Source organism: Halovivax cerinus (assembly GCF_024498195.1).
GTDB lineage: Archaea > Halobacteriota > Halobacteria > Halobacteriales > Natrialbaceae > Halovivax > Halovivax cerinus.
Window position 1 is genome coordinate 2,514,664 of the sequence record NZ_CP101824.1, and the last position, 23,551, is coordinate 2,538,214.

Genomic DNA, 23,551 nt, shown 5'->3' on the forward strand with positions numbered 1-23,551 from the left:
GGATTTTGACCGGTATCTCGAATCGTCCATGGAACTCACCTGGCACGGCCACTCGACGTGGTCCGTAACCGTTGGCGAAACGTCGCTGCTGATCGATCCGTTCTTCGACAATCCGAAGACATCGCTGGAACCGGGGGACGTAACGGACCCGGATTACGTCCTGTTGACGCACGGTCACGCAGATCACATCGCCGACGCGGGCGCGTTCGCCGACGCGACGCTGGTCGCGACACCCGAACTCGTCTCGTACTGCAAGGACGAGTTCGGCTACGAGGACGCCGTCGGTGGAATGGGGATGAATCTGGGCGGAACCGTCGAGTGTGGCGATGCGTTCGTCACGATGCACCGTGCCGACCACACGAACGGCATCATGACCGACTACGCCTCGAGCGCAGGGATGCCCGCAGGCTTTCTGATCAGCGACGAGGATCCGACTGCCGACGGAGCGACGACGTTCTACCACACGGGCGATACGAGTCTGTTCAGCGAGCTTCGGGACGTTGTGGCTCCGTACCTCGACCCGGACGCGGTCGCCGTCCCGATCGGGGATCACTTCACGATGGGCCCCTCGCAGGCTGCAGTCGCCGTCGACTGGCTCGACGTCGACTACGCCTTCCCGCAACACTACGATACGTTCCCGCCGATCGAGCAGAACCCGGACGAGTTCGAGACGGAAGTGCGAGCGACCGGGAGCGACGCGTCCGTTGTCGTCATGGAAGGAGACGAGTCGTTCGATCTCTCCTGAGACCGACGAGGGACGGTACGTGTTCGCTGTGTCCGTAGGCCTGAACCGACAGACTCAGACTCACGCACCGGTCTGTGTCCAGCGAGTGGCCGGATCGGTCGAATGTCACCGGCCCGCACGTACCGAATGCCCGGGGACGCTGGACCACAGCCGCCGTGGCGAAGGAACAACGTTTACACGTCGGGCCGTCGTCGGATAGAGTGCATGTCAAAGAACGTGACCACGGTTTCCGACGAGGGGTACGCCTCGACGAACGACACCGGCGACTTCGAGTGGACGGTCGACGCGACCGCGGAGGAGGCGCCCGACACCCTCGAAGCGCTGCTCGGCGCGTACGCGTCCTGTTACGTTCCGGCCCTCCGCGTCGCCGGCGAACAGCGTGACGCGGGCGACCTCGGACGTATCCGTATCGACGCGACGGGTGACCTCAACGACGACGACAAACTGGCGTCGATCTCGTTCGATATCGACGTCGAACCCGACCTCGACGAGGAGACGGCGGCTGCCGTCATCGAGCGTGCGAACGAACTGTGCAAGGTTCACGACGCCCTGAAGCCACAGCTGCACGCGGAGATGAACCTGTAACGCGGCCGAGATCGATTTCGTATCGCTTTCCGTTCCCTTCGTAGCCGGTCGTACGCTCGTGGCCGGTCGTACGTTCGTAACCGTTCGTACGTTCGTAGCCGGTCGTACGCTCGTCGTCTGCGACGCTCGTCGACGCTCTGACCGCTAGCTGGGCTCTCTCCGGTCGTTCGTTCGCTCCCGTCGAAGTGATGCGACTGTCCCCGATCCGATCGGCAAAAAAGTGACCGAGAACGGTACTGTCGTTATTCGGCCGGCTGTGCACCGTCGAGGACGAACGTGACGTCCGTCTCGCCCTCGACCGTGACGTCCTTCTCGACGTCGTCGAAGCTCCCGTCGGTGCTCGTGACGGTGATCGTGTACTCGCCTTCGCCCAGCTTGTCGCTTAGCGTTCCCTCTTCGATCCCGGTCGACGTGATGGTGTAGGCCGCCTTGCTTCCGTCCTCCGGTTCGGCCGTCCCCTCGATGCCCGACGAGATCGGCTCGCCAGCTTCGTTCTCGAAGTGCATCGTGACCGTGTACCGGTCGGTCGGTTCCCAGTCCGAGAGGTCACCGCTCGAATCGTCCGCTGGCGACTCGTCTTCCGAGTCCCCGTCGAGACACCCGGCGAGTGCGAGTGAACCAATTGCAGCGAGTCCTGTCGTGAACTGCCGTCGCGTGGAGGTTTGTCGAACCATATACGAACCGAAACACGGTCCATATATAAATTCGTTGAACCGAACCGGAACTTTCTGCCGATATGTGTATGAGTCACTCTCTGACGTGTACTTTGTCAACTTTTACCTCTCTCGTGTATGTAATTGTCACACACTGCGTGCCGTCGACGGTCTTCGAGGTATCGTACTCTCCCACGACCTCGTCGCTGTAGGTCCGGTGGGAAACGCTCATACGGATCGACGGAAATCGATGTGTATGACTGAATCGTGGACCGATCGCATCGTCGGCGAACGTATGGCGCTCGATCGCGAATTTTCGAATCGGATAGCCGACTCACGCTTTACGAATCAGGAGTGGTCGTTGATCATGACTGCGACGACGTTCGAGATCGAGGGGGCGGACGACCCGGAGTCCGCGCGACTCGTCGCGAACACCGAACAGGTCGAACACGTCCTCCCGGAGTTCGAGTCTCTCCGGACGCAATCAGCGGGTCTCGGCGGTGCGGGCGGCGAGTCCGGCCGCTCGGGGTTGATCGATTCGATCAAGTCGGCGGTCGGCATGGGTGACGACGGCGTCTCCGAGGAAGAGCGCCAGGCTGCGGATGCACTCGCACAGGAGTACGCTGGCGCACTCCAGTCGAAACTCGAATCGAACGGCCGGTGGAACGAAATTCTCGAACTCGCCGCCTCCACGTGAACGGTGGCGTCTGCGCGACCGGCCGGCGACGACAGCCGCAGGACCTTTAGGCCGGGCCGTGAGTGTAGCGGTATGGTCGAACAGGCAGATACCACGACGTTCAGCATCGAATCGGAAGCCGGCGACGTCGACGACGTGACGATCCCGACTGGACTCGTCTCGCTCCTCGCCGAAGGCGAGCAGTCATCTGCTGAGACGGTCGGCGACATCACCCTGCTCTCGTTCGCGAGTCGCGCGCATCACCTCGTACACCACGGTGAAGACGCAGACGAAGACCTCGTCGCACAGGAGGAACTCGCCATGGAACTGTTCGAGGAACGGTTCGGCGTCAGTTATGCCGAAGCGACCGGTCACCACCACTAGATCCCCTTCGCCCCACTCGCGCATCGCCTACCGCGGACGACGGTCGCTACCCGCGTGTTGGCTGCCGTCGACAGTACGGTAGCGCCGGGTGGGGTCGTCGTCCGGTCGAACCCGTTACGCGTCTCCCTCATGCACTCTCACGAGTAGGTCACCATCGAGTACTCTCGCGGGGTCAGTCCCATCGAATGGGTCAGTCGCATCGAATACTCGAACGCACCCCGACTCCTCCGTAAACCAAAGCAGTTAGTACGGTTTACGGGAAGTGGCGGGTATGTCGACCGATCACCGATTCGACTCCGTCGAGCTCGTCCCGGCGTCGATCGTCAGGCCGTTCGCTCGCGCGGCAGTCTTCGCAGCGCTGACCGGTGTCGCCGCGATCGCGGAACTACAGACGCCGCTCTCGCCGGCGCCGGTCACGCTGCAGGTCCTGTTCGTCTTCCTGGCAGGCCTCTACCTCGGGCCCGTCTGGGGATCGATCTCGATGCTCCTGTACCTCGCCGCGGGCGCCGTCGGCGCCCCGGTCTACTCGGGCGGAGATGCCGGCCTCGGCATCCTGTTCGGAAACACGGGCGGGTTCCTCCTCTCGTACCCCGTCGCCGCGTTCGTCATCGGAGTCCCGGTTCACGGTCGGGCGGGTCTCGGTCTCGGCTCCGGGTGGCCCTGGCGTCCGGGCGAGAGGAACGATTTCTTCGATCGGGTAATCGTTCGCGATCCGGCCGACGCTCCGCTCCCGGTACTCGTCTTCGCACTCGCTGTCGGCGCGCTCGTCGTCTACGCGTTCGGAGCCGCCTACGTCACGATCCTCCTCGACCTCTCGCCGGCCACGGCGACGGTCCAGTACGTCGTGCCGTTCCTCCCGGTCGAGTTCCTCAAACTGATCGCCGCACTGTTGGTCGTCAGAGCCGGACCCATCGATCTCACGTGATCCGACCGTCCACCCGACTCCCGTCGGTCGCCATTGACCTGCCATGATAGCGTTCGATACCGTCACGTACGCCTACGGCGATACAACCGTGCTCGCGGACGTCTCGTTGACGATCGACGACGGGGCGTTCGCCGTCCTGGTCGGTCCGAACGGGAGCGGCAAGTCGACCCTCTTGCGTCTCACCAACGGGTTACTCGTCCCCGATTCCGGGACTGTCAGCGTCGACGGCCGCATCGTCTCCGAGAACCTCGTCGCAGCGCGAACGGCCGTGGGGATGGTGTTCCAGCACCCTCGCGACCAGTTCGTCGCGGCGACTGTCGGGGCGGACGTCGCGTTCGGCCCCGAGAACCTTGGTCTCGACCGCCGCGAGATAGACGACCGTGTCGACCGTGCGCTCGCGGCCGTGAACATGGAGGGCCGGACGACCGACCGTATCGACGCCCTCTCGGGTGGTGAACAGGCGCGCGTTGCGATCGCGGGCGCGCTCGCGATGGAGCCGACCCACCTGGTCCTCGACGAGCCGTTCACCGGTCTCGACGACCCCGCTCGGCGGTCCGTTCGCGATCAGCTTCGAACCCTCTCGCGAGACGGGACGAGCATCGTCGTCTCGACGCACACGCCGCGGCTGGTGTCCGACCAGGCCGATCACTTCGTCGCCCTCGAGGACGGCCGAGTTCGGCTGGTCGACGAGTTCGACAGCGGGCTGAAAACGCCGGCGGACGACCCGCAGGACTCCCGCGTCCAGGAGGGCTGAGCCGTGCTCGCGTACGAACCGGACGAGACGATCGCTCACGGCCTGGATCCGCGGGCCAAACTCGCCTTCCAGGTCGCGTTCGCGGTCGCGGCACTGGCTCGCCCGTCGATCGTCACGCTCGCCGCCCTCACCGTCCTCGCCAGGAGCACGCTCGCTACAGCCGGCCTCTCTCCGGTGTCCGTGCTGTACGGGTACCGCCACCTCTTCGCGTTCCTCGCCCTGTCGGTCCTGCTCGCGGCGGTTACCGTCGGGCCACCCTGGATCGACGTCGCCGGCGGTGTCCGCACGGCGCGGGCCGCGTACGGGGTCGGCCTCGTCCTGCTCGTCAGTGCCGCGTACGTCCGCTCCACACCGGTGCGCCACTCGCGCGCAGCGATCCAGCGGCTCGTCCCGGGTGCGCCCGGTCGACTCCTCGGACTCGGCGTCTCGCTCGTGTTTCGCTTCCTGCCCGTCGTACGACACGACGTCCTGACGATCAGGGACGCGATGGCGGTTCGGCTGGGTACCGAGCGATCGATGCCCGATCGTGCGGCCACCATCGGGGCGCGGAGTCTCACCCGGGCCTTCGCGAGAGCCGACCGACTGTCCGTCGCGATGCAGGCCCGCTGTCTCTCCTGGAACGCGACGCTCCCTCGCCTCTCGTTTTCCCGGGATGACTGGCTCGTCGTCGCGTTCTCCCTCGCGGTCGGGACGTCACCGCTGTGGTGACGGTCAGCGTCGGTGGGTGCTCTCTCTCTCTCTCTCTCTCTCTCTCGATACTCGCTTTCACCGCGTGATTTTTATCGAGGTACGTGGTAGTCGCCGCTCCGATGAGTCTCATCGCCGAGTTCACCCTCGACACGCCGATCCTCGTGAACGCACGAACGACGGTGCCGGCGGTGGAGTTCACGATCGAAGACGAGTTCGTCTCCTCGACCGGGACGCCGATCCTCACCGCGTGGGTGACGGCCGACGAAGCCACGCTGGACGAACTCGACGACGTCCTCTCGGGGGATTCGACGCTGGACTCGGCGTGTCTCCTCGCGGACATGGGTGACCGACGCCTCTACCGACTCGAACTGACTGAAGCGGGGGCGACGGCGCTTACGTACCCACGAGCCGTCGACGAGGGCTTCATCTTCCAGGAAATCTCCGGCTCCGGCGACGACGTGTACTACCGCGCCCGTGTCCCGGACCGACAGTCGTTGACGGCCTACCGTCGGCTGTGCGACGAGCGAGATCTGAACTTCCGGTTGCTCGGTCTCTACCGCGACGAAACGAGCGAGGCCGACTCGCCCTCGATGACGGACCGCCAGCGCGAGGTACTGCGAGCGGCGTACGAAGCCGGATACTTCGACGTCCCTCGCAGGACGCGGCTTGCAACGCTTTCAGACGAGCTCGACGTCTCGGAACAGGCTCTCTCGACGATTCTCCGCCGCGGCCAGGCGAACCTCCTCGCCGACACGGTGGCCAGCGATCTCGTCCCGACCGACGCAGCCGAGGGGACTTAAAGTGTTGAGTGATCAACCGCGAACCATACCCTCCGCGTGGCACTACTCCAAGCTAGATTCTCGATGCACGCCGAGACGAACACAGAGCAGACCGTGACGGATAGCGACTCGTTTACCTACCAGCGTTCCGGTACCGAGACACCGACCGAGGGCGTCCTCGAAGCCGTCTCGACGGCGCTCGACCGGCCGATACTTCCTGGCGAGGGAACCGACCCGCTCCCGCCGATGTACGACGCGATCGATCCGGATGCACTCGACACCATCTTCGACGGCTCGTCCCGTCCGATCCTCACGTTCGAGTACGCCGGGTGTACGATCACCGTCGAGCAAGACGAGATCACGGTCGAACGCGTCTGAACTGAGGCTACGAATTCTCTCTCTCTCTCTCTCTCTCTCTCTTCGACGCTTCGTGACGCACGAGACCCATCGAGCGACCACACGGTGTCTCGTTTCCGATCGGCGAGGGGGATCACGCGACCGCTCTCGTCGGGATATCGAGGGCACTCCGAGGGACCGCCAGTCCGTACTCGACGGTCGGACGATTGCAAGCCGGCGAGAACAACCGAAACTATCACTCTCGTGCGGGGAGTAGGTTCGATCGTACGCGGCGCCAGACCGGCGCCGTCGACGTGGCATCGGGCGTCCGAACGAACCGCGACCCACACCTATCATGGACATCGCCACCATCGTTTCTACCGAGTTCGTCGAATTACCCCCGGACACCCGCGTCTCGAAACTCGTCGGGACCTTCGCGGACGCCGACGTGCGAGGCGTCGTGATCCGCGGCGACGAGTTCGAGGGCGTCGTCACGAGGCGCCAGCTCACCTCGTCACACCAACAACCCGATCAGAAGGTCGGATCGCTGGTCTGGAACGTCCCGAGGCTGTCGCCAGACGAAGACATACGGACGGTCGCTCGGCTGATGATCGACGCTGACTCGCAGTTCCTCCCGGTCTTCGAGGGCCGTGACCTGCTCGGCGTCGTCACCGCCGACGACGTACTGGGCGAGGTCGAGCCCTATCTCGACGCGGCGACCGTGGCAGAAGCCTACTCGGCCGACCTGATCACACTCGAACCGGACGCCTCCCTCGGCGAGGCGATCAACACGTTCCGGGAGCAACACATCACGCACCTGCCTGTCGTCGACGGGGGCGACGCTGTCGGCGTCCTGAGCCTCTACGACGTCACCGACCGGACGGTCCGGGCGGAAGTGCAGAGCCAGGGCGGCGACCCCGGCGGCACCGACCCGTTCGGGGGTGCGATCTCCCAGAGTTCCGGTCGCACGCGCGGCGGCGGCTTCGGCGCCCGCGAGGGCGAACGCCAGCGAATGCTCTCCCTCCCGGTCAGAGATAGCATGTCGACCCCGGTGCGCACGATCGATCCGGACGAAACGCTCGACGTCGCCGTCCGGGAGATGTTCGATCACGACGCCTCGTCGCTCGTGGTGATCGAGGACGGTTCCCCCCACGGGATCGTCACGAAGACCGACGTCCTGGACGCGCTCACGTGGGAGGCCGGCGGGAACCGCGGCGTCCAGCTCTACGGAAGCGACCTGATCGACGACGCGACCTACGAGGAGATCGTGGCCATGGTCGAGACGTTCGACGAGCGGGACGGCGCGATGTCCGTCCTCGACGCGAAGGTCCACCTCCACGAGCACGACGAACAGCGTCGCGGCGTCCGACTGCTCCTCGTTCGAATCCGGCTCCACACCGACCGCGGCCTCTTCGTCGCCTCGGGCGAGGGCTACGGCGCATCCCAGGCCATGAACGAGGCGCGAGACGTCCTCGAACGACAGATTCGCGACCGGAAAACCCGCGGGCGGACCAAGAAGCACCCGGACGAGGAGTTCTGGGAGAAGCGCTTCGGCTGGCTGCTCGAAGAGTAGGCGGTCACTGGCCTCGAGCGAGACCCACCTCGTTCACGGTGGTCTCAGTTTCCCGAATCGTCGTCGCTCTGACTCACACTCTGGTAACGGCTCCACCGTTCACTATTCGTGGTTCTCGCTTCGCTCCGAACCACGTTCCGTTCGTCGTAGAAAGAGCCGGTGGAGGGATTGTGAACTACGCGAAGACGGTCGCTCGTTTCACTCGCGCTGCGTCTTCTCTCGTTCAAATCCCTCGATGGCTGTTGCTGCTCACGAATTGTTCGCAGCAACAAGCCGGTGGAGGGATTTGAACCCTCGACGCGCCGAGGCACTCTGTACCTCGACGCTACCGCCGGTCCGTACGCGGCCGTGCCTCTGCTGGTGGACGTACATGGAGAAACCCATGCAACTAAAGCCCACACCGCCGCAAGACGCCAAGAAGCGCTACCTGAAGAAGAAGCAGACCTACGTCTCAGATAAGACGTATTACAACTACAACACTGCTCTCAAGCGATTTCTGGAGTACCTTGACGAACGCGGGATAGACGACATGCGCGACGTTGACAGCGACGAGATTGTGCGGTTCGAGGAGTGGCGGTTGACCGATGTGAAGCCCATCACGTGCCGCAACGACATGCGGACGGTCAAGAACTTCATCCAGTTTTCCGAGACCATACAGGCCGTCCCTGTCGGGCTACACGAACTTGTCGAACCCACGAAAGTATCCGCAGACGACGAGATATGTGACGATGTTCTCACGCGGCAAGAAGCCAGCGCTATCCTCGATTACGTCGGGAAGTACGAATACGCCAGTACTCGCCACGTCATCATGCTCGTTCTGTGGAAGTGCGGAATGCGGATTGGCGGACTACGGGCGCTCGATGTTGAGGACTTTGACGAGGGACGGCCAGCGGTCGAAATCCGTCACCGGCCCGAGACAGGGACGCCTCTCAAGCGGAAGGAAAACAGCGAGCGTGACGTAATCATCACTTCCGAGACCGCCGAAGTGGTCCAGGACTACATCGAGACGACGCGTCCTGATTCCACCGACGATTACGGCCGGAAGCCGCTAATCGCTACTGACCACGGGAGGGCCAGCCGAACGACAATCACGAAACACGTCTATATTGCTACTCGACCGTGCTTCTACAATGGCGGGAAGTGCCCTTCCGACCGCGACCCGAACGAATGTGAAGCGACGTACTGGGGTCACGCCTCGAAGTGTCCAAGTTCGGTTAGTCCCCACGCGCTCCGGCGAGGATACGTGACGGCCGCCAGAAACGCGGGCCAACCGAAAGACGTGACCGGCGAACGGGTGAACATGAGCGGGAAGATTCTGGAGAAGCATTACGACAAGGGGTCTTACGACGAGAAGGCCGAACGCCGGAGGGACCACCTGAAGGACATATAGAACAAGAAGCCCTCACAGCCCCCCTACAGCCTTTCAAGAGTTTTGTGACTATATTCCCCTCTGATGAGAATTGACCCAGTCAGGGCGGTATCTGGGGCCATTTGGATGCCTGGGAGCGTGACCACAATCTGCGAGAAGGTCAAGTCCCGACGAGACCTTCACATGCTTCGACTTGGGTACATCACGGCGGCCCTGAACGCGAGACAGCCGGTAGACGTGACCGCCGAGCGGACCAACGTGAGCCGCGAGGTGCTGGACAAGAACTACGACGCCCGAACCGACAGCGAGAAGCGGGAAGTGCGCAAGCGGTTCTTGGAGGACGTGTAAACTAAATCCATCAGTGATAGACGGAAATGGTTCCTGAATTGTTAGGTACAGAATATCGTCGTTAGCAGTTTGGTGTTACCACCCGGAGGGGGTCGCGAGGCGGTATTTCACCTTCCGTCCAACCCTCTCCTTCTCCACGAGGCCTAACTTGTGGAACCAACTGTTATAGTAGCCGGTGTAGTACTTTCCAGAGCCCTTGTATTCGTCCACGAGCGTTTCTTCGAGTTCTTCGCGGAGCAGACCCCCATCATCCCGATGTGCTTCGAGAGTTCCGAGGTAGAAGAATGCGCTTCCATAGGGTTGCATACCGATTAACAGGGTCCGCTCTATGGGCCGAAGGTCGGGACCATTATCGAACACAGAAGCGAACTCCCGACCGGTATCAGTCAGAGATATTTCGGTGTCCGGGTCACGGTCACCTGTAGTGTTAAAGAACGCCCCCTCATCTGTTTCCACGATACCGAAGTTGTACGAACCTTCCTCCGCGTCAATGTGACCCTCACTCTGGAGGTAGGCTCGTAACTCCTCAAAGGTCACCGTTTCCTCACTCTCAACAAAGTTGAATGCGGCCTTGACTGCCTCGGGGTTCGAGGACCACCGCAGTATCGGTAGTTCATCGTCCCGTTCCACATCTTCGAGTAACTTTCGTCGTTCCTCGGGGGAGAGTTTTTTCAACTGCTCTTCGAGGTCGTCACGGTTCGGATTTTCGTCGGATTCGTTTGTCATCTCTGACTTCCTCCACCCCACACTTGCACCCACTGACTAATATGTCTTACTCTGACTGAAGTTGACTTAGACTGACTTGGATAGGGGAAGGTTGATGTTGGGTATTTCAGTCCGATTCCTAAGTCCCAAATGTGCTGAAAGCGGGAACGGTTGGACTCTCCATGATTCCAGTCGGTTTTCCTCTACTCAAAATATCACTATCCGTTATCTCCCATAGGGCCGGTTTTCAATATGCCGATAATCCGAGAATCGACCAATAGGTACCACTACACGAGCCGGTTGCTTCGCATAGGACGCAGGAAGGAGACAACCCCTTCTTGCCAAATTGGGTCCTCCCGATTCAGCGAGAAGGCCACCGTCCTATCAAGTCGCCCCTCTGACCCGAAGGGTTTGGGACACTTGGAGGAGGTGGCCGCTCTACTGGCATTGGGTTTTCCGATAGAGTCTCATCGGCCCCAGAACCCGAACTGCTTCACTACAGTTAATGGTCAACCCTTTATATACCACCCCCTAACCTCACCCCTCCATGTGCTGAATGAAAAGTTCCGTGACCCGGTGTTCATATTCCAGCGGGAACTCTTCATTATACTTGTCAAACTCGGGGTAATAGCGAAGGTCTCCACGCCGAACCCATCGCTCAATCCGAGCATATGCCTTCCGTATCCATTTCACGGAGACACCAAACCGTTGACTCACGTCCTCCAGTCGGAACTCAGTCGGCTTTTCCTCCTCAGGGACATTCGGGTGTCCGCGCCGTCGGTCGGTCTCTGAGGTCTCAACCACGTACAGACAAGTGACAACAGCGAAGGTCTCCTTGTACGTCCCGAACTTCCTCCCCGAGAGCCGATGAAACAACCCTTTTGCATGGGCGCGTTCTCGCTGGGTGAGGGGCAATTGAGAGGAACAGGCCTGTATTAGCCGGTCGTTCTCAAGCCAGTTGTAGAACGGCTTGTTCCACCAACCGAAGTTCTTGTAGCCATTGTTAGTCAGGTCTTTGTCTTGGTACCAATCTTCGTAGCGGCGCGGAAACCGGTCATCGTCCCATGTATCGTCCGGGTCGTAATGTTCTGTTTTCTCGTGCCACCAGATGATTGTTGCATTGTTGGTGTCTGCCTGTTCGAGACTCCCGTAGGTAGGTGCATCTACAGTTTTCATTGAGAATCCGGGGAAGTCTCTAAGACTTTACACAGACCGCCAGTCTATGGAGAACACTCCCCCATACTTCTCTCACCACACCGCTTAACTCTATCGTAGTGCCGTCGTCTGATTTCAAAGTCAAGAAGGGGCCTTCTATGCGGGCTATCAACTCCGAATAGTCATGCAAGTTACAAGTGCTTTGGTGGTTGCGTTAGGCCGGTGTCAAAATTCGGCCTACTCCTTAGAAGCAGGCTTCCAGAAGACGACTGCCCGCCCGCCGACTTTCTTCCGCCGGAGGTCTCCCCGCTCAACCAACTCGGTTACTTTGTTCAGCGCAGTCCGGCGCGACACGTCGAGGGCGTCCGCGACCTCGTTGGTCGTCCGTGGTTCGTGGTCGGTGAACACCGCGAGGGCGTCATCAGGCCGGACCGTCTCTGTATAGCGGCCCTGGTCGTTTCGGTCGCGGTCGTCATCGTCCATACGCTCGCCTTCTCGCCGCGTAGGTTTATCCATTGCCTTCGAAGGCTACCGACGGCCTTATATCCTCTTCCTTCGTAGGCAAAGGTGAGAAGAACTGGTTCCTCGGGACATTGGAATGTCCGGGTGCTGGAACACCCGAACCGGCTTCTCTGATAGGAGAAAGCCAATGCAAGCCAACAATCGCGGAAGACAAAAGAGTGCCGTTGACCACTTGAACTTCGGACCTGCTACGTCGAAGCGCGTGACGTGGGAAGCGTGGGAGTTCACCGTGACCGACCCGTACCTCGTAGAAGTCACCAACGCCAGTTACGGCTTCGAGAAGGGCGACCACTCATACACGGTCGGCGTTGAGGAGCGCGACGGGCTGGCCGTTCCCGTCGATTGCGAATGTCCTGCCGACGAGTATCAGGAGGAGTACGACTGTAAGCACAAGGTAGCGCTGGCGACCATCGGCGGTCCGACGGTACTGAACGCCGCTATCGAGTACGAATCGACCTCTCGTAACCGTTCGACCGGAAGCGAGGAGCGAGCCGATACCATCCGAGCAGACGGTGGGAAGCCAGTAGAGACGGATGACGACTGCGACTGTGCTTTCCTGTCGGGCCTCCCTTGCTGGCCGTGCTACCGAGACGGTGAGTTCTGATGGTGGAGAGCCGTCTCCCGGTTGAATGGATTGCTATCGGTGCGGGTGTAATCGCTCTCGGGATATTCGTCGTGGCTGGCCTGTTCTCCGTTGGAGCGGGACTGTGGGCCGTGTATGCCCTCGGGAGGGTAGATACGGGCTGGGGCATGGTTTGGATAGGGGTCGCCCTTCTGGCCGTTCCTGTTGCTCTGTACGGCTTAGGGAAAGGGGTAGGCAGGGTCTGGGAGATGCTTGGTCGCTAAAGGCTTCGGACAATCCTTCTCTCCCGTTCACAAGGGGACAGTAGTTAGTGAAAGCTAATCAGGAGCGTTCATTATATTACCTTTGTACCCTACTGGTTCTCAGCGTAATCAAACAAATCGACCGAGGCATCAATTACGAACCAGTCCGTTTATCGCCACTAAACCGAATTTCGCAAACTTGGTCTGAGTAAAAATCTGCTATAGCGTATTGGATGAACCGCCTATTGAACTTCTTTTTTCGGGAATTAAATACCAGCACTCCGACTATACTGCTAAGAATCGTTAGTCCGAGAATGGGCCAAGACCGAACCATGCCCAGACCATGGTACTTCAGGACGGCCCCAAGAAGCGAGAGAGCAATCACAGGAAACCAGACTGCCCACATACTCCGGTGGAACGAGTGGAGAGCCTGAAAACGGAGGGCACGAGTAGCGGGTGTTGTTTCGATGTAGCTCAGAAGCAATCTGAACATATGGCCGTAGTCTTCGAAGTCCGGGGGCAGAGCAAATTTTCGCCGTAGGAGTGGCCACAGACTCTCTTCGACATGAGTAATGGCTATATCTACATTATCCACGTCCTCTCCTTTTGACGCGCGAACTACATCACCAAAAATAGTTGGAGTACCGTCAAGACTACTGGCTATAGCTTGGACTACGTGACCCAGAACCAGGGATGCCACGAGGAAAACACCTGCGGAAAATGCACTCGTCGTGATTTGCACGTAATTCTCAACCTGGTAAATGGTAGTAATAGCCAGGAGCAGAACTGCTCCAGGAACAAGACTTACCAGAACATCGTAGAGTTCGAGCGCCCGGAAGCTACGTGCAACAGACATTAAAGCTCCCTTTCACACCAATCGGTCATACCGCTTGGTATCTGCTTTCTGGGAAGCGTAGTCTCGTCCAAAGACGGAGACCACCCATGTATCTGGATTTGAGGCTTGAATCCGGATGCGACCATCATTGCGGGTGGTAAGGACGTATCTGGTTTCCATATTACCTGTGTCCTCATGTTCTACAGGTACCCCTGTCGCGTGACTATAGTAGTCTGTTGTAGCAGGGTTTTTAGGGTCGCCCTCATCTGAAACTAACACCAAGTCAGGATTGATATGCTCAACGAGTTCATCATCGTAACTGCTGTCCCGGCCATGATGGGGCGCAACCAACACCTCAGAATCCGCTATTGCACTCATGGCCGAGTCGTTGTCTTTTAATTCTTCAATTCCTTTCGGCATGAGGTCGCCCATCGTTACGTATTGGAAGCCGAACGAGTTGACCACAGTCACCCTGCTAAGGTTATTTAGTTTCTTGAATCGGGTGCTACCGAGGTCCGAATCGCTTGTTCCAAAGGTGTGAAAGGTTACACCCCTATCTGGGATACCGCCATCAGCCCGAACCTTACTAAGATTTTGTTCATCAAGTGCCCAGGAAGGGTCCGAGGGATAGGTATCAGGGTCGCCGTCGTATTCGTCAAGTCTATTAAGATAGTACTCGGCGTCCTCGATGTACTCTGTGTCACCATTCTCTTGCGCCATTTCCAGTCCTTCCCCAACTAACTCCGTGGCCGATTTTGGCCTCTGAAGCATACTGGGTGCCAGGCCCAGTTCCTTCATTACGTCGAGGTCCTCAATGTGGTCGTGGTGAGGGTGGCTGATAATTAGATAGTCGATGTTGTTCACTCCGAAGCGGCTATCATTTATCCATCTGAGTGGAGACCAATCATCGTTAGCACCACAGTCAATTACAACGTCCTTTGTGCGTGCCCTCATATAGGCGGCGCTACCATGTTCAACATCCCAGAACCGAATATCTAAGGTGTGATTACTCTTACTCCCCATCGTGTATAACCGTTATGTTTGCTTACTATAAAGCGTTCCGTGACCGAAGTGGAAGTGAAAACCATGATAGATAGGTAACTATTAGTAATGCGGTTCTATATTTATTGTGGCCTGCTGAGTGTATCGATATTATCTTCCTTATATTTGTTAGTGCCGTATTTACGAATTATTACTTTGAGGTGGGCCGATGGTTTATGCATTTGGATAAGGTCGATATGTCCTTCGAAAATAGTTTGCTTAATTAGGTATCTAACTATTCTCGCGAGCAGTAGCAACCAATAGCCCGAGAACAGGGACTTCTGTCAGGAGCTTTTTAATCCCCCGTTGTATCCAGTAATGCATGACTGATGCCGACGGATTTGGTGATATTCTTCGCGGAATCGGCAACCGTATTGCCGAGGACATGAGTGAAAAAGATGTTGAAAATGCATTTCTTAATGAAGGGTTCTACGCCGCACTTGGTTACCAGGGGGCTGGTCACGACCTCCGTAGCGAGTGGTCCCTCTCTGATAACCGCCGTCCGGACTATGTGACCCTTGATGCCAACGAATCCGTCACCGCCGTATATGAGTTCAAAACTTCCGGACGAGACCTTTCCCCTCATACAGACCAACTCTTCCACTACGTTGAGGCACTCAAGGCCGATTACGGCGTCTTAACTAACGGCGAGGAACTTCGGCTATACCGGCGAGAGAGTGAGGACGCCCTTCTTGCTGTTTCCCTCTCTGAAGTGGACGATGCTAAAGCCCGAGACCTAAAGGGAGCACTTAGCAATCCCGAATGGGATATTACCAATCCTGAAAGCGTCAATGACTTTTTAGAACGGCTTGACCCGGTCCCACTCGATAGCGAACTCGGACAAGAACACTTCTTCGACACTTTCCGATTGGAGGAGGGAAGCCCATTTGCCGACCTCGTAACCGCCCAAATGGACCTCCTTCACGAGCTTCGGGACGAACGGGAAGCCAAGTTCGTCAAGGGGGCTTACGACTTCTGGGAAGCCAGTTACGCCAGCGAACCCGATGAAGTACCAGATTCGTGGGAGCCATTCATCAATGACAAACAATCTCTAATGGACTTCATGTTCTGCTTAGAGTCAGGGCACGCCCTTCTCGCCCGACTACTTCTCGCTAAGGCGACAGACGACCACGATTTCTTCCCCTCTGACGAAGGTCTAAGACAGTACGTTACAGGTCTTCAAGGATTCAGTGACGAAATCAATCTTGATGCTTACCCAGTCGCCGCAAATGGAATGATGGAGGTCATGCAGGACCAGCTCGTTGAAAGTCTATTTGAGGACGACATTTTCATTTGGTGGCGGAGTGGGTATGAGGAACAGCTAAGCCGAATCCACGACAATCCGGTAAATCAGTTTCGGGACGTAGCCGCTGGGCGTGACGATACCGTAGACGTAACTGAATCTGTCCAAGAGCTTCGTGCAACCCGTGAGCGTTTCAGCCGAGCAGTTGCCCACACATTCTTTTCTGTACTCAAATTCGATTTCTCCGCAGTCGAAGGCGACCCACTTGGCGACCTCTATCAGCGATACTTTGACCCGGAGACCCGGAAAGCACTTGGAGAGTTTTACACTCCTCAACCAGTCATCGAGTACATCATGGACGGAGTGGGATACGATACGGGAGTCTCGAATGAACGGCTTATTGACCCCTCCTGTGGGTCTGGTACCTTCCTTGTCGAGGCCGTTCGGCGCTACCTGGAAGACGTGCGGCGATTTGATGATGACCCTGATTGGGAACAGCACTTGAAACGCCTCTGTTCCCGCCCTCATATAGTCGGTCTCGACATACATCCCTTCGCTGTATTAATGGCTCAAATTAGGTTCATGACTGAGATTCTTCCCGAATATCGAGAAGCTAAACGGAATAATCCAGAGTTTACGATTCGCCGTCTTCCGATATTCCGCACAGATACACTACGTAACGAGCGAGAGAGCACTGGTCAGGATATTGGCGAGTCAGGACAGCGCCAGATGACGTTCGACTCACTAACTGAAGATAATCAAGACGTGTTGATTCCGGTCCCCCTTCCGGTCGAAGCCAAAGAACACGAGGAAACCGAGGGTAACACGGATTTTCTGGTTCGGCGGGTTCGGATGCCGCTGTTCGACACAATTCAGTTAGAAACGGGCGTGAGCAATTTCGGGGAATACTTCGCGGCCTTACAGGGCGTTCTTGACGTAGTAAAGTGGCATATGAGTGAGGGATTGTGGGAATATGGCGGTGGCCTTGAGCAAGCCATTCACAGGTACACCATACGAGAATATGAGGGCGTTGGTGAATTCTTCGCGCCCTATGTTGACGATATTCTGGAGACGGTTCGTTATCTTAAAGAAGAACACAACGATGGGCGGCTATTCAAGATGTTCGAGGACAGCGTCCTTGCGCTCGTGGTTAAGAACTATATGGACTATGAGTATGTCGTTGGAAATCCCCCTTATGTAAATATCAAACACATCCCAGATGCAAGTCAGGAGTACTATCGTAGTCTCTATGATTCCGCATATGGAAGATTTGACCTTTACGTGCTATTTATTGAAAGGGGATTGAATCTCCTCGCGGAAGATGGAGTATTAGGATATATTACGTCGAATAAGTTTGCCCGCTCAAAGTACGGGCAAGAGATAAGGAGATTAATCACTTCAGAATATTCCCTTGCTAAATATATCGACTTTGGCGATACTGGGGTGTTTGATGATGCTGTGAATTATCCTTGTATCTTCTTCATAGACCGGAATAGAAGTCAGTCTCAGGTCCCATATGCGAAACTCCACAAACAAATAGAGAATCCACTTGAAACAGTTGAAGACTACTTTGGACAGGATGTTCTCACAGAATCATTGGAAGTCTCGGACTTTCCGACAGAAGATTTGAACGAAGAAATTTGGGCGTTCACGCCGAAACCTGCACGCGCATTGGTTGAGAAGCTTGATAGGATTGCTGAAACAACCGTAGAAGAAGCCTGTCTGGGCATTCGAAGCGGTGTCGCATCAAACGCTGATGACGCATTTATTGTAACACCCGAGTATGCTGAAGAACGTGACTTGGAGGATGACTTACTCTACCCAATTATCAAGGGTAAGTATACTCGACGCTGGCAAGTTGAATGGGATGGAGAATTGGCAATCTATCCTTACAATGACAATGAAGAATACATTGGTGTATCAGAATATCCGAACATTAAAGCTCATTTGGAGAGATACAAAGGTCAACTAAAAGACCGGTACTGTGTAGAAACTGGTGGAAAGGATATTTATGAATATGATGGTCCACGTCCCAAATCCGTATTCGAGGGTGATTTCAAAATAGCCGTGCCAGATATGGCGACGGAAAATCACTTCTCGCATACAAACACATACGATTGTTTCAAGAATACTGACTACGTTCTCACCTTCTCAATTGAGCAACCGTATACAGAAAATGAGATTCTCGGTCTCCTGAATAGCTCGGTCGCAGAATTCACAATAAAACAGGAAAGTCCCTTCTTAAATGACAGGTACTATCGGTATAAGACACAATATATCGAATCTGTTCCACTTCCGGAACCAAGTTCAGAAATCGACGAAGTCGTCGAACAGATATTGAATCTGGAATCGCTCGACCGGACCGTTAGCAATTTCCCTGATTCATACATTGGTTCTGTCCCAGGTGAAGTGGAGTATATCACTTACGAATGGCAAACTCAGCGTCGTCCGGTGGAGGCAACTATTCAGAAGCGAACTGACGGGTTGTACGCAATTAAAGCAGGTAGAACAGATGCTATTACCGCGCCTCAAATTGACAGCGAGGAACGGGCAAAATACGTCTATGAGGCAGTCAACGGGTTAGACGTTGAGAGCGGGGAGGAGGTTTCGATACCAATACCGCGCCGTACCGAGGACGTGATAGCACTTCTCGCTGAGTTAGAGGAAGATGATGAGACCCTGCAGGAATCCAATATTGATGAACTTGAGGCGGAAATAGACCACTTAGTATACGACTTGTTTGACCTTTCTGAGGATGAGCGTGAAATCATCGAAAATTATCTACAGATTTTCTGAATTATGCGAGATGGAAAGCGTCTGTCTGCAGGTCATTCATCAATCAGCGACACCGAACCCACGTCAGAATGATATTGCACGTTTTCTCGGACGTACTCCAAGTGATTTTTCGGGTTCCTCTCGTGGAAGGCAAATCGTTCATGGGGTAACGTTACTCCATCCACAGTTACAGACTCGCCCGGCAACTGCTCGACTCCGTCCGCCTTGACCGAGAGTGAATGACGGAGGCCGTCCCAGCCGGCGTCTGGATGGGTAATCTCGAACTCGTAGGGGTCCGCAGTCACCTTCGCAATTTCCGCACCATCGGAATCATACAGCCGAAGGGCCAGAGGCACACGCTCCCTTCTGGCCGCTCTGAGATAACCCCGTCGCCCATTCGCACGCGGAAAACCTCCGGAATTTTGCGAGCCGGGTTACGCTCTCACCGGTGACGGTCTGGAAGTGGTGTCAAAACCTACCCTTATTGGGAAGACTACATAGGCAAGAATGCTGGCTCGCCCTTCTCGCCGCAAACGAACTCCTTTTTCAAAACCGCAAGCGGTCAGGGCCACGTCTCCCTGAACGAATCAAATGTTTCCGGCAAACCGGGGTGGTGAGACCGAATCAAATGCCCTTCGAAAGCGGGTGCTTGAGAGGAATGTTGAAGTATGAGCGCCTCTAACGGTCAAATACGTTCACAAGGGAGGCGAAGCCGACCTTAAGCCGGTGGAGGGATTTGAACCCTCGACCTAATCCTTACGAAGGATTCGCTCTGCCAGTCTGAGCTACACCGGCGCGTGCGGTCCGCCCGCGGACACGTCGAGTGTGTCCCGGGTGGTCCGCGTTCACTCTTTGGTAGGGCCGATGCCAGCCATAAGGATTGCGAATCGACGCGGCGACGTCACCGGGTGAGGCGAACGTCGAGACAGACGTTGAGCTCGTGGGGTGCGTAGGATCTGACCTCGCGGCGGGTCTCGACGGCGACGTCGTACTCGGGTTCGGCGGCGGCGCGGATCGCACGCTCGCCGGGTCCGAACGGGTCGTCCTCGTGCTGGATGTCGTAGTAGTGGATCGTGCAGTCGTCGCCCGCGACGGCGACGGCGGTGTCGAGGAACTCGTCCGCGCTGTGGGGCAGGTTCATCACGATCCGGTCGGCCCAGTCGGCGTACTCGCCGGCGACCTCGCGCACGTCGTCGTCGACCGCGGTCACCCGCTCCGTTACGTCGTTGCGCTCGGCGTTCTCCTGGAGGTACTCGATTGCGCGCGGGTTGACGTCGACGCCGACGACCTCCGCGCCGCGGGCGGCCATCGGGATCACGTACGGGCCCACGCCGGCGAACATGTCGAAGACGCGCTCGCCCGCCGCGACCTGCTCGGCCACGCGGTGGCGTTCGGTCGCGAGGCGGGGCGAGAAGTACACCGTGTCGATGTCCAGCGCGAACGCGTGGTCGTACTCGCGGTGGACGACCTCGGTACTCGGCGTGTCGTCGCTTCTCACGCTCTCGCCGGTCGGGTCGTTCGACTCGGCGAGCACCGTCCAGTCGCGCACGCGCGTTTGACCTTTCACTTTCGAGGCCTTGTTCAGCACGACGTCGACCGGCAGGTCGGAGGCGACGATGGCGTCGGCGATCTCGCGTGCCCGGTCGGCGTCGTCCTCGTCCAGAATGACCGCCCGCCCGAGTCGTTCGTAGGAGGGTTCGAACCCCAGCAGGTCGGCGGGCGTCGTCTGCGTCTCACGTTCGGGCGCCTCGCGGTTGACCACCCGGAGGTCCTCCGGGACCGCCGTCGTGTCCGCGACAGGAATGTACAGCCAGCTGTCCTCGTGGGTGATCTGAAACGCGTCCGCCACGAGGTCGTCCTTGGCGAGTCGCCGGCGCGTTGCCTCGCCCTCCTCGCGTCGCACCCGGACGCACGGCACTTCCATGCACATCCCTCGCGTGCGGGCGTCCCTAACGGTATCGCTTCGGCCGGTAGCGATGTGTGTGTCGGTATCACCCCGACCGAAGCCGGCCCAGCAGGTCCGATCGACCGGGCCGGGCCCGCGTTGACGGGAGTCACGGGAGTTTTACCGCGTCGAACGAAACCCGTTCCCATGACCGACGGGACGCACCTGACGACGGTCGAGACCGTCAAGGAGGCGGGATCGTGGCTATTCACAGTCCGCGACGCCTACGGCGAACTCGACGAGGTCATCCTGGTCCCCTGCGAGGACGGTGTCGAGGGCTGGATCAACCGCTGTCCGCACGAGGCCCAGCGCCTGGACGTCGGCCGCGGCGCGGCGATGCGAAACGGGGAGATCGTCTGCCCGCGCCACGGCTCGACGTTCGACTCCTGTGCGGGCGACTGCGACAACGGCGAGGCCGCGGGGACGCGGCTCGTTCCGGTCGAGACCACCGTCGACGACGGCGACGTCTACCTCTCGGACCGAAGCGTCACGGTCGCCAACGAGGGTGGGATCGCGGACGCGGACACCTCGCCCGCGGACGACGTCGACGACGACCTGCCATCGTCGACCTCCCACATCGGCTTTTGAACTCGTTGAAGTCGGCTGGTGTCGGTTCCCTGGCCGGCTGTGGAAGTCTCGCCAGCCGCAAGTGCTGACTCCGACAGCGGCCAGGCGCTCCGGAGGGGGCGATATTTCATGTTGGACGAGTGGGTGGTTTGGCGCTCGTACTCGCGTTACCACCATGGGTCCAGGACGCTCGGCGAATCGGGGCTCCGTTGCACACGCCACGGAGCCCATTAGGGGGTCCGCCGGTGGAGTGACCGACGATGGCAGTACAAGAGATAAAACACGTCGCCGACGATGAGCGAATGGAACGGTGCATCGACAGTTGCTCGGAAGCGTCCCAGGCATGCGAGTGGTGCGCCGACGAGTGCATCGGGATGGGCGAGGAGATGGCCCGCTGCATCCGCCTGTGTCGAGACGTCGCCGACCTGACGTCGATGAACGCGCGGTTCGTGTCGCGAAACTCCGGGTACAGCGTCGACCTCTCGGAGCTCGTCATCGCTGCCGCCGAAGAGTGCGCGGACGAGTGCGAGCGTCACGACCACGAACACTGTCAGGTCTGTGCTGACACACTCCGGACCTGCGCCGACGCCTGCCGCGACATGGTGTCGGCGTAGTCGAACGCCGACCACGGGTCGTATTTTCGCGCCCGCCGATCGCGACTGTCGACGCAGTGGCGGCCGAGCGTCTCTCGACGCGCAGCGTACACCGGACACCGCTCTCGAAATCGACAGGTATTCCACACACTTCGAACAGTCCACTCACATGTCCCAGGAGCGCCAGCTGGTTTCGAGCGGCACGGAGTGGGAGGACGCGGTCGGCTATTCTCGGGCGGTTCGCGTCGGGGATACCGTCCACGTCTCGGGGACCACCGCGACGGACGAGGACGGCGACGTGGTCGGCGTGGACGACCCGCGCGAGCAGACGCGATACGCGCTCGAACTCGCTGTCGGAGCGCTCCGCGAGGCGAACGCGTCGGTCGACGACGTGGTCAGGACGCGGCTGTACGTCACCGACGTCGACGACTGGCCGGAGATCGGCGCCGCACACGCCGACGTCTTCGACGAGGTTCGCCCGGCGGCGACGATGGTGCAGGTCGAGCGTCTGATCGACCCCGAGCACCTCGTGGAGGTCGAACTCGAGGCGATCTGCGAGGGCTGAGACGGGCGGGGTGTGGGATGAACTGACAACCTGGACAGCGGCGACGGATCCGTTCGCCTAAGACGCTTCGCGGCCACGGTCGGGTATGCTCACATTCGTCGGCCTCGGCCTCTACGACGAGCGCTCGATCACCGTCGAGGGACGCGAGGCGATCCGCGGCGCCGACCGTGTCTTCCTCGAACGGTACACCAGCGAACTGATCGGGACGACCGTCGCGGACCTCGCCGATCACCACGATGTCGAGATCGAGGTCCGCGACCGCGCAGGTGTCGAGCAGGACCCGGCGCCCATCCTCGACGCGGCCGCCACCGGCGACGCAGTCTTCTGCACTCCCGGCGACACCATGATCGCGACGACGCACGTCGACCTTCGGCTGCGGGCGGCCGACCGCGGAATCGACACGCGAGTCGTCCACGGCGTGACCGCCCAGACCGCCGCGAGCGGGCTCACCGGATTGCAGAACTACCGGTTCGGCCCCTCGACGACGCTCCCGTTCCCCTGGGCGCACGGGGCCGACGGCCTCCCGGCGAGCGTCACGAACACGATCGACGACAACCGCGAGCGCGGCCTCCACACGCTGGTCTTCCTCGACATCAAGGCGGCGGAGGGCGAGTACATGTCCGCGGACGTCGCCGCCGAGCTCCTGTCGTCGACGTACCCGGATCTCGGCGCCGTGGTGGTCGCGCGCGCCGGCTCTCCCGATCCACTCGTCGAGGGCGGAGCGCTTCGCGACCTCGCCGAGCGCGACTTCGGCGAGCCGCTCCACCTGCTCGTGATCCCTGGCGAGTGTCACCTTCTCGAAGCCGACGCGCTGGAGACGCTCGCGGGCGTCCAGCGGGACGCGCTCGACGTCGCCTGAAGATCGCATCCGACGCCGCCCGCTCCGATCCCCGGGGCCGGTGGCGAATCCGATTTCCGGTTACTTACCGGGGCCATCCAAATCTACTTTAATCGGGAATGGGA

27 protein-coding genes and 1 tRNA gene are annotated in these 23,551 nt (G+C 58.9%); 19 read left to right on the forward strand and 9 right to left on the reverse strand.

Annotation, left to right across the window (positions count from 1 at the left end; translation table 11 throughout):
- Positions 1–28 precede the first annotated feature (28 nt).
- Together NO366_RS11750 and NO366_RS11755 are read left to right on the forward strand one after the other, a co-directional pair.
- Positions 29–745, forward strand: a complete 717-nt coding sequence (locus NO366_RS11750) for a metal-dependent hydrolase (RefSeq protein WP_256530980.1) — start codon at positions 29–31, stop codon at positions 743–745.
- 204 nt (positions 746–949) lie between these two features.
- Positions 950–1,330: an OsmC family protein gene (locus tag NO366_RS11755; RefSeq protein WP_256530981.1), complete on the forward strand. Its 381-nt coding sequence runs from the start codon at positions 950–952 to the stop codon at positions 1,328–1,330.
- 242 nt (positions 1,331–1,572) lie between these two features.
- On the opposite strand, the gene NO366_RS11760 is transcribed toward NO366_RS11755, so the two are convergent.
- Both NO366_RS11760 and NO366_RS11765 read right to left on the reverse strand, forming a co-directional pair.
- Positions 1,573–2,004: an S-layer protein gene (locus NO366_RS11760; protein ID WP_256530982.1), complete on the reverse strand. Its 432-nt coding sequence runs from the start codon at positions 2,002–2,004 to the stop codon at positions 1,573–1,575.
- A gap of 73 nt (positions 2,005–2,077) precedes the next feature.
- Positions 2,078–2,215 carry a hypothetical protein gene (locus NO366_RS11765; RefSeq protein WP_256530983.1) on the reverse strand — a complete coding sequence of 46 codons (138 nt, stop codon included), beginning with the start codon at positions 2,213–2,215 and terminating at the stop codon, positions 2,078–2,080.
- Positions 2,216–2,239: 24 nt separating this feature from the next.
- On the opposite strand from NO366_RS11765, the gene NO366_RS11770 reads away from it, so the two are divergent.
- From NO366_RS11770 to NO366_RS11815, 10 genes are all read left to right on the forward strand, one after another.
- Complete coding sequence (locus NO366_RS11770; protein ID WP_256530984.1) at positions 2,240–2,680, forward strand: DUF5799 family protein; 441 nt, start codon at positions 2,240–2,242, stop codon at positions 2,678–2,680.
- Positions 2,681–2,752: 72 nt separating this feature from the next.
- Positions 2,753–3,043: a DUF7545 family protein gene (locus NO366_RS11775; protein ID WP_256530985.1), complete on the forward strand. Its 291-nt coding sequence runs from the start codon at positions 2,753–2,755 to the stop codon at positions 3,041–3,043.
- Between the two features lie 271 nt (positions 3,044–3,314).
- Positions 3,315–3,968 (forward strand): biotin transporter BioY, encoded by a 654-nt coding sequence (locus tag NO366_RS11780; RefSeq protein ID WP_256530986.1) that lies wholly within the window; start codon positions 3,315–3,317, stop codon positions 3,966–3,968.
- Between the two features lie 43 nt (positions 3,969–4,011).
- Positions 4,012–4,722: an energy-coupling factor ABC transporter ATP-binding protein gene (locus NO366_RS11785; RefSeq protein WP_256530987.1), complete on the forward strand. Its 711-nt coding sequence runs from the start codon at positions 4,012–4,014 to the stop codon at positions 4,720–4,722.
- A gap of 3 nt (positions 4,723–4,725) precedes the next feature.
- Positions 4,726–5,430, forward strand: coding sequence for an energy-coupling factor transporter transmembrane component T family protein (locus tag NO366_RS11790; RefSeq protein ID WP_256530988.1), 705 nt, complete (start codon positions 4,726–4,728; stop codon positions 5,428–5,430).
- Positions 5,431–5,531: 101 nt separating this feature from the next.
- Positions 5,532–6,212 (forward strand): helix-turn-helix domain-containing protein, encoded by a 681-nt coding sequence (locus NO366_RS11795; RefSeq protein ID WP_256530989.1) that lies wholly within the window; start codon positions 5,532–5,534, stop codon positions 6,210–6,212.
- A gap of 63 nt (positions 6,213–6,275) precedes the next feature.
- Positions 6,276–6,569 (forward strand): HalOD1 output domain-containing protein, encoded by a 294-nt coding sequence (locus NO366_RS11800; protein WP_256530990.1) that lies wholly within the window; start codon positions 6,276–6,278, stop codon positions 6,567–6,569.
- A 313-nt stretch (positions 6,570–6,882) separates the two neighbouring features.
- Positions 6,883–8,100 carry a CBS domain-containing protein gene (locus NO366_RS11805; protein ID WP_256530991.1) on the forward strand — a complete coding sequence of 406 codons (1,218 nt, stop codon included), beginning with the start codon at positions 6,883–6,885 and terminating at the stop codon, positions 8,098–8,100.
- Positions 8,101–8,482: 382 nt separating this feature from the next.
- On the forward strand, positions 8,483–9,490 hold the full coding sequence (locus NO366_RS11810) for a tyrosine-type recombinase/integrase (RefSeq protein ID WP_382274328.1): 1,008 nt from the start codon (positions 8,483–8,485) through the stop codon (positions 9,488–9,490).
- A 162-nt stretch (positions 9,491–9,652) separates the two neighbouring features.
- Positions 9,653–9,817, forward strand: coding sequence for a hypothetical protein (locus NO366_RS11815; protein ID WP_256530993.1), 165 nt, complete (start codon positions 9,653–9,655; stop codon positions 9,815–9,817).
- A 75-nt stretch (positions 9,818–9,892) separates the two neighbouring features.
- Here NO366_RS11815 and NO366_RS11820 read toward each other — a convergent pair whose 3' ends face one another.
- The 3 genes from NO366_RS11820 to NO366_RS11830 all read right to left on the reverse strand — a co-directional run bounded on the left by NO366_RS11820 (position 9,893) and on the right by NO366_RS11830 (position 12,160).
- A complete protein-coding gene (locus NO366_RS11820) occupies positions 9,893–10,543 on the reverse strand; it encodes a hypothetical protein (protein WP_256530994.1) in 651 nt (216 codons plus the stop codon).
- A 516-nt stretch (positions 10,544–11,059) separates the two neighbouring features.
- A complete protein-coding gene (locus tag NO366_RS11825; protein WP_256530995.1) occupies positions 11,060–11,698 on the reverse strand; it encodes a hypothetical protein in 639 nt (212 codons plus the stop codon).
- Between the two features lie 216 nt (positions 11,699–11,914).
- Positions 11,915–12,160, reverse strand: coding sequence for a hypothetical protein (locus NO366_RS11830; RefSeq protein ID WP_256530996.1), 246 nt, complete (start codon positions 12,158–12,160; stop codon positions 11,915–11,917).
- A gap of 241 nt (positions 12,161–12,401) precedes the next feature.
- Between NO366_RS11830 and NO366_RS11835 the strand changes: the two genes are divergently transcribed.
- Both NO366_RS11835 and NO366_RS11840 read left to right on the forward strand, forming a co-directional pair.
- Positions 12,402–12,803 carry an SWIM zinc finger family protein gene (locus tag NO366_RS11835; RefSeq protein ID WP_256530997.1) on the forward strand — a complete coding sequence of 134 codons (402 nt, stop codon included), beginning with the start codon at positions 12,402–12,404 and terminating at the stop codon, positions 12,801–12,803.
- Positions 12,803–13,045, forward strand: coding sequence for a hypothetical protein (locus NO366_RS11840; RefSeq protein ID WP_256530998.1), 243 nt, complete (start codon positions 12,803–12,805; stop codon positions 13,043–13,045). The genes NO366_RS11835 and NO366_RS11840 overlap by 1 nt, the downstream gene beginning before the upstream one ends.
- 847 nt (positions 13,046–13,892) lie before the next feature.
- On the opposite strand, the gene NO366_RS11845 is transcribed toward NO366_RS11840, so the two are convergent.
- Positions 13,893–14,882, reverse strand: coding sequence for a ComEC/Rec2 family competence protein (locus tag NO366_RS11845; RefSeq protein ID WP_256530999.1), 990 nt, complete (start codon positions 14,880–14,882; stop codon positions 13,893–13,895).
- Between the two features lie 340 nt (positions 14,883–15,222).
- Here NO366_RS11845 and NO366_RS11850 point away from each other — a divergent pair, with 340 nt between their 5' ends.
- Positions 15,223–18,939: an Eco57I restriction-modification methylase domain-containing protein gene (locus NO366_RS11850; RefSeq protein ID WP_256531000.1), complete on the forward strand. Its 3,717-nt coding sequence runs from the start codon at positions 15,223–15,225 to the stop codon at positions 18,937–18,939.
- Positions 18,940–18,971: 32 nt separating this feature from the next.
- Here the strand turns inward: NO366_RS11850 and NO366_RS11855 are convergent, their stop codons facing one another.
- The 3 genes from NO366_RS11855 to NO366_RS11865 form a co-directional block, all read right to left on the reverse strand.
- Positions 18,972–19,274 carry a hypothetical protein gene (locus NO366_RS11855; RefSeq protein WP_256531001.1) on the reverse strand — a complete coding sequence of 101 codons (303 nt, stop codon included), beginning with the start codon at positions 19,272–19,274 and terminating at the stop codon, positions 18,972–18,974.
- 365 nt (positions 19,275–19,639) lie between these two features.
- Positions 19,640–19,713, reverse strand: a tRNA-Thr gene (locus NO366_RS11860).
- Positions 19,714–19,819: 106 nt separating this feature from the next.
- Positions 19,820–20,842: a class I SAM-dependent methyltransferase gene (locus tag NO366_RS11865; protein WP_256531002.1), complete on the reverse strand. Its 1,023-nt coding sequence runs from the start codon at positions 20,840–20,842 to the stop codon at positions 19,820–19,822.
- A gap of 168 nt (positions 20,843–21,010) precedes the next feature.
- Here NO366_RS11865 and NO366_RS11870 point away from each other — a divergent pair, with 168 nt between their 5' ends.
- The 4 genes from NO366_RS11870 (at position 21,011) to dph5 (ending at position 23,447) form a co-directional block, all read left to right on the forward strand.
- Entirely contained in the window at positions 21,011–21,451 is a 441-nt protein-coding gene (locus tag NO366_RS11870) for a Rieske (2Fe-2S) protein (RefSeq protein WP_256531003.1), read from the forward strand.
- Between the two features lie 239 nt (positions 21,452–21,690).
- Positions 21,691–22,044 (forward strand): four-helix bundle copper-binding protein, encoded by a 354-nt coding sequence (locus NO366_RS11875; protein ID WP_256531004.1) that lies wholly within the window; start codon positions 21,691–21,693, stop codon positions 22,042–22,044.
- A gap of 148 nt (positions 22,045–22,192) precedes the next feature.
- Positions 22,193–22,588 (forward strand): RidA family protein, encoded by a 396-nt coding sequence (locus NO366_RS11880; RefSeq protein WP_256531005.1) that lies wholly within the window; start codon positions 22,193–22,195, stop codon positions 22,586–22,588.
- A gap of 85 nt (positions 22,589–22,673) precedes the next feature.
- Complete coding sequence (gene dph5, locus NO366_RS11885; protein ID WP_256531006.1) at positions 22,674–23,447, forward strand: diphthine synthase; 774 nt, start codon at positions 22,674–22,676, stop codon at positions 23,445–23,447.
- The last annotated feature ends 104 nt before the right edge of the window (positions 23,448–23,551 follow it).